This window comes from Sphingomonas sp. 66-10 (assembly GCF_001897045.1).
GTDB lineage: Bacteria > Pseudomonadota > Alphaproteobacteria > Sphingomonadales > Sphingomonadaceae > Sphingomonas > Sphingomonas lycopersici.
This window is the reverse complement of the sequence record NZ_MKRR01000135.1, coordinates 139,731-150,037: the sequence shown is the minus strand read 5'-3', so window position 1 is coordinate 150,037 and position 10,307 is coordinate 139,731. Positions and strand designations below refer to the sequence as shown.

General features: G+C 67.4%; 9 protein-coding genes and 2 pseudogenes (1 of these 11 only partly in view). 2 read left to right on the top strand and 9 right to left on the bottom strand.

The genetic code is table 11. The features are described 5' to 3' along the window. The 7 genes and pseudogenes from BGN95_RS17620 to BGN95_RS17590 form a co-directional block, all read right to left on the bottom strand. Positions 1–41 (bottom strand): annotated as a pseudogene (locus BGN95_RS17620) (glucokinase); it reaches 876 nt to the left of the window's first position. A 14-nt stretch (positions 42–55) separates the two neighbouring features. After that, positions 56–1,861, bottom strand: coding sequence for a phosphogluconate dehydratase (gene edd / locus BGN95_RS17615; protein ID WP_265268953.1), 1,806 nt, complete (start codon positions 1,859–1,861; stop codon positions 56–58). A gap of 163 nt (positions 1,862–2,024) precedes the next feature. After that, positions 2,025–2,732, bottom strand: coding sequence for a 6-phosphogluconolactonase (gene pgl, locus BGN95_RS17610; RefSeq protein ID WP_265312272.1), 708 nt, complete (start codon positions 2,730–2,732; stop codon positions 2,025–2,027). A gap of 216 nt (positions 2,733–2,948) precedes the next feature. Next, positions 2,949–4,412 (bottom strand): glucose-6-phosphate dehydrogenase, encoded by a 1,464-nt coding sequence (gene zwf / locus BGN95_RS17605; protein ID WP_179511967.1) that lies wholly within the window; start codon positions 4,410–4,412, stop codon positions 2,949–2,951. A 9-nt stretch (positions 4,413–4,421) separates the two neighbouring features. Further along, entirely contained in the window at positions 4,422–5,339 is a 918-nt protein-coding gene (argC, locus tag BGN95_RS17600) for an N-acetyl-gamma-glutamyl-phosphate reductase (RefSeq protein ID WP_179511966.1), read from the bottom strand. Beyond that, positions 5,336–5,527: an SH3 domain-containing protein gene (locus BGN95_RS17595; RefSeq protein ID WP_265268956.1), complete on the bottom strand. Its 192-nt coding sequence runs from the start codon at positions 5,525–5,527 to the stop codon at positions 5,336–5,338. Before BGN95_RS17595 ends, argC begins: the two co-directional genes overlap by 4 nt. 142 nt (positions 5,528–5,669) lie before the next feature. Next, positions 5,670–5,966 (bottom strand): annotated as a pseudogene (locus tag BGN95_RS17590) (MarR family transcriptional regulator); the annotation flags it as partial. A gap of 371 nt (positions 5,967–6,337) precedes the next feature. Here BGN95_RS17590 and secG point away from each other — a divergent pair. Together secG and pyrG are read left to right on the top strand one after the other, a co-directional pair. Next, entirely contained in the window at positions 6,338–6,703 is a 366-nt protein-coding gene (gene secG / locus BGN95_RS17585; RefSeq protein WP_179511964.1) for a preprotein translocase subunit SecG, read from the top strand. An 87-nt stretch (positions 6,704–6,790) separates the two neighbouring features. Beyond that, entirely contained in the window at positions 6,791–8,425 is a 1,635-nt protein-coding gene (gene pyrG / locus BGN95_RS17580; protein WP_179511963.1) for a CTP synthase, read from the top strand. 140 nt (positions 8,426–8,565) lie between these two features. On the opposite strand, the gene BGN95_RS17575 is transcribed toward pyrG, so the two are convergent. Together BGN95_RS17575 and BGN95_RS17570 are read right to left on the bottom strand one after the other, a co-directional pair. After that, on the bottom strand, positions 8,566–9,795 hold the full coding sequence (locus tag BGN95_RS17575; protein WP_286773496.1) for a GGDEF domain-containing protein: 1,230 nt from the start codon (positions 9,793–9,795) through the stop codon (positions 8,566–8,568). 261 nt (positions 9,796–10,056) lie between these two features. Beyond that, positions 10,057–10,307 (bottom strand): aldehyde dehydrogenase family protein (locus tag BGN95_RS17570; protein ID WP_286773495.1); only part of this gene is annotated, 251 nt, incomplete at its 5' end.

Below are 10,307 nucleotides of genomic sequence, written 5' to 3'. Positions count from 1 at the left end.
CGGGCGTGCGTCCCGCCGATATCGACCGCGACAACTTCCATCCCGCTTCCCCCGATTACAGTCCGGCGCTGGCGAGAATCGCGCTGGCGCCCTTTTCGGCTTCGTCCGCCGCCCCGCGGAACAGCCCGAACAATTCGCGCCCGAACCCGTCCGCCGCGGCCGGGGCAGGGGCGGGGGTCCGCGCCAGCCACTCGGCACCGTCGACCAGGGCCTCGAGCGTCCCTGCCACTGCGTCGAGCCGCACGATATCGCCGTCGCGGATCAGCCCGATCGCGCCGCCGCCCAGCGCCTCGGGCGAGACGTGGATCGCGCACGGCACCTTGCCGCTCGCCCCCGACATGCGGCCATCGGTGACGAGGGCGACGCGGAAACCGCGATTCTGCAGCACGCCGAGCGGCGGGGTGAGCTTATGAAGCTCGGGCATGCCGTTGGCGCGCGGCCCCTGATAGCGCACCACCACCACGACATCGCGCTCCAGCTCGCCCCGCTTGAACGCGTCGAGCACCTCGGACTGGTCGTTGAACACCCGCGCGGGCGCCTCGACGATCCAGCGATCCGGCTCGACCGCCGAGACCTTGATGCACGCGCGGCCGATATTGCCGGTAAGGATGCGCATCCCGCCGTCGGGCGAGAAGGCGGCGGAGACGGGGCGGAGGATCGCCTCGTCCCCGCTGGCGCCCGGATCACGCCAGGTCAAAGCATCGTTCTCGAGCGCCGGCTTCAATCCCGTCAGCGTCTCCGCGCCCGCGGTAAGGATATCGCCGTGAAGATAGCCGCCCGCGATCAGCTCGCGGATCACGAACGGCATCCCGCCGGCTTCCTCGAACGCGTTCACGTCCGCCGCGCCATTGGGATAGACGCGTGCGATCAGCGGCACCGCCCCCGAAAGCCGGTCGAAATCCTCCCAGTCGATCACGATCCCTGCCGCGCGCGCGATCGCCGGGACGTGGAGCAGATGGTTGGTCGACCCGCCGGTGGCGAGCAATCCGACCGCGGCATTGACGATCGCACGCTCGTCGACGCACTGGCCGATCGGGCGGTAATCCTCCCCGCGCCAGCCGAGCCCGGCGACACGGTGGACCGCGGCGCGGGTCAGTTCCTGCCGCAATTTGGTGCCGGGGTTGACGAAGGCGGCGCCGGGGATGTGCAGCCCCATTACCTCCATCATCATCTGGTTGGTGTTGGCGGTGCCGTAGAAGGTGCAGGTGCCGTGGCCGTGATAGGCGGCGATCTCGCTGTCGAGCAACTCCTCGCGGGTCGCCTCGCCGGTGGCGAAACGTTCACGCACCGCGGCCTTGGCCTTGTTGGGCAGCCCCGAGGGCATCGGGCCGCCGGGGACGAGCAGCATCGGCAAATGCCCGAAACGCAGCGCGCCCATCAACAGGCCAGGGACGATCTTGTCGCAGATGCCGAGCAGCAGCGCGCCCTCGAAGGTGCCGTGGCTCAGCGCGACCGCGGTCGCCAGCGCGATCGTGTCGCGGCTGAACAGCGACAATTCCATCCCGGCATAGCCCTGCGTCACGCCGTCGCACATCGCCGGCACCCCGCCGGCGACCTGCGCGGTCGCGCCCGCCTCGCGCGCCCACAGCTTGATCAACTCGGGATAGCGATAATAGACCGCATGCGCGGAGAGCATGTCGTTGTACGCAGTGACGATGCCGATGTTCATCCCCGCATCGGCCTTCATCGCCGCGCGATCCTCGGGCGTCCCGGCATAAGCGTGGGCGAGGTTGGCGCAGCCCAGCGACGGACGGCCGATCCACCCGTCGCGCGCACGATCGAGCAGCGACAGATAACGCGCGCGGCTCTCACGGCTGCGCTCGATGATGCGATCGGTGACGGCGGCGACGACGGGGTTCATGCTTGCGTTTCCGTTTTGCCCCGAGCGGGGTGAACTCTTCCTTGTCCGTCATTCCCGCGAAGGCGGGAATCTATTCACGCTGATGTTCCGGCTCCATCCTGAACCTGCGTTAATGGATTCCCGCCTTCGCGGGAATGACGGGGAGGGCGGCGGTGCGGGAGTCTCACGGCGCCCAGTGGATATCCACCGGCAGTTCGGCGTCGGCGAGCACGCGGCCGATCGGCCAGGGCGAGCCGGCGCCCTTGGCGATCGCCTGTTCGATCACCTTCTTCTTCGCCGCGCCGGTCACCGCGATCATCAGCGCGCGCGCGGTGACGATGCCTTCACGCGACAAGGTGACGCGTGCCACCGGCGCCTCGGGCGGCAGCGGATCGGGCATCACCCCCAGCGCGCGCCGCTCGCGCGGGCCGTTCAACGCCTCGTCATAATCGGGGCCGGGGAAGATCGACGCGGTATGCCCGTCGCCGCCCACTCCGAGCAGGCACAGATCGAGCGGCCAGTGCAGATCCTGCATCAGCGCATCGGCCGAGCGGCCCGCGGCCTTGTAATCGTCAGTCGCCTTGGGGACGATCGGGATCACCCGCGCGCCCTTGGGAAGGAAGGTCTTGCCGATCATCGTCACGTTCGACAGCGCGTCGCCCAGCGGGACGATCCGCTCGTCGGTCGGGATGATCGTCACGCGCTTCCAGTCGAGCTTGGTCGCGGCGAGCTTTTCGTAGACCGGCACCGGGGTCTTGCCCCCGGCGAGCGCGATCACCGCCGCGCCGCGCGCGTCGATCGCGCTTTCGATGATGAAACCGATATCGCCGGCGACCGCGTCCGCCATCTCGGCCGCGTCGTCATATTCCCACCATTCGATTTCGTCGCTCATTTCAAATCCTTATCGTGCGTCCGCAATGGCGGGAGCCGAGATTGGAACTCTCGTCACCCCGGCCCCTTCGACTGCCTGCAAGGCAGGCGCTGAGGACAGGCTTGTGCCGGGGTCCACTGTGCCTCCAGCCTCACGGCAAGAACCTCTTGTCCAGCCTTTGCCTCCCGGTGGACCCCGGCACAAGGCCGGGGTGACGGTGGGAGTGCAGGCGGTCGATCAATCGTCCTGCCAGGTCACCCCGTCGCGCTCCGTCAGCGCGATCGCGGCGGAAGGCCCCCAGGTGCCGGCCGGATAATGCTTCGGCTTCATGTCGTTGGCGGTCCAGCCGGCGCGGATCGCGTCGATCCACGTCCATTGCGCCTCCACCTCGTCGCGGCGGACGAACAATGTCTGGTCGCCCTCGATCAGATCGAGCAGCAGCCGTTCGTAAGCGATCCGCCGCCGCGTGCCGGCGAATTCGGCATCGAGGCTGAGGTTGAGCGGCACTTCGCGCAGCCGGATGCCGTCGCGATCGAGCCCCGGCTCCTTCGCCATCACCAGCAGCTGGATATATTCCTCCGGCTGGAGGCGGATGATCAGCATGTTGGGCTGGAGCAGCCCGCCGCGCCCGGCGAACATCGAATGCGGCACCGGCTTGAACTGGATCGCGATTTCTGAGCGGCGCGCGGTCATGCGCTTGCCGGTGCGCAGATAGAAGGGCACGCCCTGCCAGCGCCAATTGTCGACATGCGCCTTGACCGCGACGAACGTCTCGGTGTTCGAATCCCGGCCGAGTTCCTCGTCATAGCCCTTAACGATCGCGCCGTTCACCGCGCCGCCGAGATATTGGCCGATTACCGTATTGTGCGGCACTTCCTCGGGCTTCATCTGGCGCAAAGACCGGAAAACCTTGGCCTTTTCGTCGCGGATCGCACTGGTGTCGAAGCGGGCGGGCGGCTCCATCGCGATCAGCGCGACGAGCTGGAGCATATGATTCGCCACCATGTCGCGCAGCGCGCCGGCGCCGTCATAATAGCTCGCGCGATCCTCCAGCCCGACCGTCTCGGCGACGGTGATCTGGACATTGTCGATCCCGCGCGCGTTCCACACCGGCTCAAAGAAGGAATTGCCGAAGCGCAGCGCGAGGATGTTCTGCACCGTCTCCTTGCCGAGATAGTGATCGATGCGGAAGATCCGGTCCTCGGGGAAGACCCGCGCCACCGTGTCGTTGATCTCGCGGCTCGACGCGAGATCGTAGCCGAGCGGCTTTTCCAGCCCGATCCGCACGGTATCGCCGGCCAGCCCGACCGCGGCGAGCCCCTTCACCGCCGGCTCGAACAGCGACGGCGCGGTCGAGAGGAAGATCGCGAGGCCGCCCGAAACGTCGCCCACCTTGTCGGCGAGCGGCTGGTAGGTCTTTTCGTCCGACAGGTCGGCGGGCTGGTAGCTCAGCCGATCGAGGAAGCTCGCGATCGTCTTGGCCTGCTTGCGATCATCGGGAAGGTAATGATCGAGTGCTTCCCTGGCGAATTTGCGATACCCCGCGTCGTCGAGGTCGGAGCGCGCCGAGCCGGTGATCGTCAGCCCCGGCGCAAGCAGCCCGTCGGCATGCAGATTGTAGAGCGAGGGCAGCAGCATGCGCTGCGCGAGATCGCCGGTCGCGCCGAACAACAGCAGCTTGGCGACGGGGTTACGCTGCATTGTATCTCCCTACAGATTGAGGCCGGCGAGCGGATCGAGCCCGGCCATCAGATTGAGGCTCTGGACCGCCGCGCCCGACGCGCCCTTGCCGAGATTGTCGAGCGTCGCGACGAGCCGCGCCTGCGCACCGTCCGCGCCGGCGAAGACGTAAAGGTCGAGCCGGTCGTTGCCCGCGGCGGATTCGCGCACGAGCAGTTCGTCGGGCTGGCCCTGATGCACCGTGACGATCGGGCTGCCGGCGAAGGCGGCGGTCAGCGTGGCGAGGATCGCGTCGCGCCCCGGCCGGGTCGGCAGGGCGGCGAGCGGCAGCGGCACCTCGACCACCATCCCGCGATGCGCGCGGATCACCATCGGCGCGAAGACCGGGGCATAAGCGAGCCCGGCGTGGCGCTGCATCTCGGGGAGATGCTTGTGCGCGAGGCCGAAGCCGTAATCGCGATACGCCAGCGTCTCGTCGTTCTCGAACCGTTCGATCAACGCCTTGCCGCCGCCCGAATAGCCCGAGACGGCGTTGACGGTGAGCGGCCAGTCCGCCGGGATCAGCCCGGCGCGCACCAGCGGCGCGACCAGAGCGAGAAAGCCGGTCGGGTAGCAGCCGGGATTCGACACGAAGCGCGCGTTGACGACGTCGAAGCCGAGTTCGGGAAAGCCGTAGGTCCAGCCCTCGGCGACGCGATGCGCGCTGGACGCGTCGATCACGCGGGTATGCGGATTGTCGATCAGCGCCACCGCCTCGCGCGCGGCGTCGTCGGGAAGGCACAGGATGACGAAATCGGCGCTGTTGAGCGCCTCGCGGCGTGCCTCGCGATCCTTGCGGCGCGCCTCGTCGAGCAGGATCAGCGACAGCCCGTCGCGCCCTTCGAGCCGCTCGCGGATTTCGAGCCCGGTGGTGCCGACCGCGCCGTCGATGAACACGCTCTTGCTCATGCCGGGTTTTCCAGCAGCGCGGCGTCGAGATAGCCGACCAGCCCGTGCGCAGTGGCGATGCCCCAGGCGTCGCCGCCGGTCACGTCGAGTAATTCGAACGGCTCGCCCGCGCCGAGCGTCGCGAGGGCTTCGGAATCGACCGGCCGCGCGGCGCGCAGCACCGTCTCCGCGGCTATGCGGCGTTCCACCGCGGCGGCGTAATGCGGCGCGAAGACATATTCGGCCAGCCGGACATCAGCGATGTCCGGACGTACCGCGTTGGTGCGCGGATCGAGCGGGCGCGAGCGGCCCGTCAGTGCGAAGCTCCGCGGTGCCGCCGTTGCGGACGGGCGATCGTTCCCCGTCGCCGATGAGATGGCCGAACTCCTCAAGAAAAATTGCCCCTTCGGATGTCTGCGCGACAAATATATTGCGCTTGTCGCTATCGTCACGCTGGCGGCGCAGATAGCCGAGCGCGCCCAGTCTATTCAAGGCGCGCGTGACAACCGGTTTCGAGACATTGAGGATCCGGGCCAGCCCACGCACGGTATGCGGGCCTGGGCTCAGATAAACCACAAGCAATAGAGCCATTTGGCGGTTCGTGAGATCGGGCTCGCCGGACCGCACATAGCCGACCAGCGTGTTCATCCACGAACTCAGTTCCGGCTGTGAAAAACTCGGCACAGCGACATTCCGATCTTTAGGGGGCCGGGACCGGCAGGTTCATAGCGCCTCAACGCGGCTGGGCGCGGCTGGTTTCAGAGGTGTCACGATTTCGGTGACGGGCGAGGGCGGGGATGCGCCTGCCTGCCTTCTCCCCTCCCTTGAACAAGGGAGGGTCGGGGGTGGGTTGCGCCGCATCGCCCGCCTCACACCCACCCACCCCCAGCCCCTCCCTTCACCCGGGAGGGGAGCTAAAAGGGCGAGGGGGAGGCACCTGCGCGATCCCGGCATTGCCCTGATCGCGATTGCTCCCTATGTGCCGCCGGTCCGCCCACGCAGGCAATTTTGGAAGCTCGATGTTCACCTTTCTCCTTGTCGTCCATGCCATCATCGCCGCCGCGCTGGTGACGGTGATTCTGATGCAACGGTCGGAGGGGGGCGGGCTGACGTCCAGCGGCAGCCCGGCGGGGCTGATGTCCGCGCGTGGCGCGGCGGACTTCCTGACGCGGACGACGGCGATCCTGGCGACGATCTTCGTGCTGATGTCGATCGCGCTGGCGGTACTGGCGGCGACGCGCAGCACCACCTCGGTCGATACCTCGCTCCAGCGCTCGGCGCCGGTGCAGCAGCAGGCGCCCGCGCCGAGCGCGCCGCCCGCCGCGGCGCAGCCGCAGGGGCAGCCCGCGCCGGCCGACAATAGCGGCGTGCCGCTCGCGCGCTGATTTTTAACGGTTCGCCGGATTTTATCGCGCCTGCGCGCACGCAGGCGCTTGTCCTGTTCATTGTTTCGAGGCTAGGCGTTATCTCCCATGGCGCGGTTCATTTTCATCACCGGCGGCGTGGTTTCCTCGCTCGGCAAGGGTCTCATGGCGGCATCGCTCGCGGCGCTCTTGCAGGCGCGCGGCTATCGTGTCCGCATCCGTAAGTTCGATCCCTATCTCAACGTCGATCCGGGGACGATGAGTCCCTATCAGCACGGCGAAGTCTATGTGACCGACGACGGGGCGGAAACCGACCTCGATCTCGGCCATTATGAGCGGTTCACCGGGGTCGCGGCGCGGCAGAGCGACAATGTCACCTCGGGCCGGATCTATCAGCAGATCATCCAGCGCGAGCGGCGCGGCGACTATCTCGGCGCGACGGTGCAGGTGATCCCGCACGTCACCGATGCGATCAAGGCCTTCGCCAAGGACGAGACCGACGATCTCGATTTCGTGCTGTGCGAGATCGGCGGCACGGTGGGCGACATCGAATCGCTGCCGTTCATCGAGGCGATCCGCCAGCTCAAGAACGAGGTCGGGCGTGGCAATGCGATCTCGATCCACGTCACGCTCGTCCCGTTCATCGCCGCAGCGGGCGAATTGAAGACCAAGCCGACCCAGCATTCGGTGCGCGAACTCGCCGCCTTGGGCGTCCAGCCCGACGTGCTGGTGTGTCGCTGCGAACATCCGCTGCCGGCGAGCGAGCGCGCCAAGATCGCCTTGTTCTGCAACGTCCCCGAAAGCGCGGTGATCCCGGCGCTCGACGCCAAGAGCATCTATGCGGTGCCGCTGCAATATCATGCCGAGGGGCTCGATTCGGAGGTGCTGCGCGCCTTTGGCATCGTCCCGTCCTCGGCGCCCGATCTCTCGCGCTGGTCGGAGATCGTCGATCGCCTGACCAACCCCGAGGGTGAGGTGACCGTCGGCGTGGTCGGCAAATATGTCGGGCTGCAGGACGCATACAAGTCGCTCAACGAGGCGCTGGTCCACGGCGGGATCGCGAATCGGGTGAAGGTCAACATCCGCTGGATCGACGCCGAATTGTTCGAGGGCGACGATGCCGAGATCGCCGCGCATCTCGAGCCGTGCCACGCGATCCTCGTCCCCGGCGCGTTCGGCGAGCGCGGCGCGGAGGGCAAGATCGCCAGCGTGCGCTTCGCCCGCGAGCGCGAGATCCCCTATTTCGGGATCTGCTTCGGGATGCAGATGGCGTGCATCGAGGGCGCGCGCGATCTGGGTGGGATCGCCAATGCCTCGTCGACCGAATTCGGCCCGACCGATGAGCCGGTCGTCGGGCTGATCACCGAATGGATGGGGCGCGACGGGCTCGAGAAGCGCGAGGCGTCGGGCGATCTCGGCGGGACGATGCGGCTCGGCGCCTATGAGGCGACGCTAGGCGGCAACAGCCGCGTCGCGGCCATCTATGGCGATACGACGATCAGCGAGCGGCACCGCCACCGCTGGGAAGTCAACACCGCCTATCGCGACGTGCTCGAAAAGGGCGGGCTGGTCTTTTCGGGCATGTCGCCCGACGGGACGCTGCCCGAGATCGTCGAGCGTCCCGATCATCCGTGGTTCGTCGGGGTCCAGTTCCACCCCGAGCTGAAATCCAAGCCGTTCGATCCGCACCCCTTGTTCACCAGCTTCATCGAAGCGGCGGTGCGGCAGAGCCGGCTGGTCTAAACGACCCACCTCCTCCTTGCTCCCGTCCCTCGTGAAGGGAGGGGCTGGGGGGTGGGTGGGTATGGGGGCACCGGTCCGCTTCCGCGCAGGCCAACCCACCCCCGGCCTCTCCCTTGTTCAAGGGAGGGGGAGAAGCCGGTCTAACCGACCGCGCCGACCCGCAGCCGCTGCTCCCTGCGCGGCGCGATCACGGGCGCCGATACCGGATCGGGCAGTGGCGACACCGCGAGGCGGTTTCGCCCCGCGTGCTTCGCGCGATACAGCGCATTGTCGGCGCGGCGCAGCATCTCGTCGAACGTCTGGTCGCCGGCGCGCGCGGCAATGCCGGCGGAGAGCGTCAGCGGCACCGGCGCGAGGCCGTGGTCGAACGGCGCGTGCTCGACCGCGCGGAGCATCCGCTCGACCGCCGCGATCGCCTCGGCCGGCCCGAGCCCGGCGAGCAGCACGGTGAATTCCTCGCCGCCGGTGCGCGCGATCATCCCGGTGTCGCGCGCCTGCTCGGCCAGGCAATGCGCGACATGCGCCAGCGCCTGATCGCCGACATCGTGGCCGTGGGTGTCGTTGACCCATTTGAAGTGATCGATGTCCAACACCGCGACGGCCAGATCGTCCGCGCGCCGCCGCGCCGCGTCGAACGAGGTCGCGGCCTGTTCGGAGAAGGCGCGGCGGTTGGGCAGCCCGGTGAGATAATCGGTCGCGGCGGCCGTTTCGAGCTGGCGGCGCAATCGGTCCGAGCACATCAGCAGGAAGGCGGTGGTGCCGACGACCGGCAGCAAGGTCATGATGATCGGCGAGACGAGATTGGGCCAGGCCGAGCCGGTTTCGAGCGCGAAATCGGGGCCGAGCCCCATGCTGAGATAGGCGGCCAGCCGGACCAATGTATAGACCAGCACCAGCGCGAAAATGCCGATCAGGAGCCTGCTGCTGACCGATGCGGTGTCGCGCGATCCGCGGCGCAGCTCGACGATGCTGGCGAGCATCAGCCAGTCCCACACCGCCGAGACCGCCAGCACGCGCATCCGGAAATCGGGCGTCACCAGCGAGAACCATAAGCCGCAGGCGATCGCGATCGCGGCGGGCAACAGCTGCACCGGACGCGCGCGTTTGCCGCAAAAGGATTGGATCGCGGCCTGATAGGCGGTCAGCCCGAGCACCATCGTGGCATTCGCGCCGAACAGCATCACCGGCCGCGGCAAGGGCGCGCCGAAGGCGAAGACCGCGCAGCCGATCGCGATCAGCATCGTGCCGATTTGCCACCAGTTCGCCGCCGGGCGCAATTCGACCGGGAGATCGCGCGAGACCAGGACGAGCACGAGGCCATTGGCGAACATCATCAGCGAAACGGCAGTGAAGATGGTCGCCGCTTCCATCGATTATTATTTGCCCTCTCACACCCGTGCGAGTGCCGGGGTTGGGGGCGATCTAGGCAGCGGTGCTGAACGATCGGTTGCGCGACACGGTAAACGATCCGGTACGTCGCTGATTAAGCTTGATTCTGCGATCCAGTCTTCGCGACCCATTTCAATCGTCATGCCGGGCTCGACCCGGCATCCAGAGCCACGAATGCTGTCGTCTGCGGCTCTGGATGCCGGATCAAGTCCGGCATGACGGTGAATGACAGGCTGGTTAGCTCACCCCGCCTCGATCTCGAAGCAGAGCGTCTTGGTGTCGACATAATCGCGGATGCCGTAGACCGATCCCTCGCGGCCGATCCCCGATTGCTTGACCCCGCCGAACGGCGCGACCTCGGTCGAGATCAGCCCGGTATTGATCCCCACCATGCCATATTGCAGCGCTTCGCCGACCCGCCAGGTCCGCGAAAGATCGCGGGTGAACAGATAGGCGGCGAGCCCCGCGGAGGTATCGTTGGCGAGCGCGATCA

Coding starts and splice junctions, on each gene's coding strand:
- edd (WP_265268953.1), bottom strand. CDS start 1,861: ATGAACCCCGTCGTCGCCGCCGTCACCGATCGCATCATCGAGCGCAGC.
- pgl (WP_265312272.1), bottom strand. CDS start 2,732: ATGAGCGACGAAATCGAATGGTGGGAATATGACGACGCGGCCGAGATG.
- zwf (WP_179511967.1), bottom strand. CDS start 4,412: ATGCAGCGTAACCCCGTCGCCAAGCTGCTGTTGTTCGGCGCGACCGGC.
- argC (WP_179511966.1), bottom strand. CDS start 5,339: ATGAGCAAGAGCGTGTTCATCGACGGCGCGGTCGGCACCACCGGGCTC.
- secG (WP_179511964.1), top strand. CDS start 6,338: ATGTTCACCTTTCTCCTTGTCGTCCATGCCATCATCGCCGCCGCGCTG.
- pyrG (WP_179511963.1), top strand. CDS start 6,791: ATGGCGCGGTTCATTTTCATCACCGGCGGCGTGGTTTCCTCGCTCGGC.
- BGN95_RS17575 (WP_286773496.1), bottom strand. CDS start 9,795: ATGGAAGCGGCGACCATCTTCACTGCCGTTTCGCTGATGATGTTCGCC.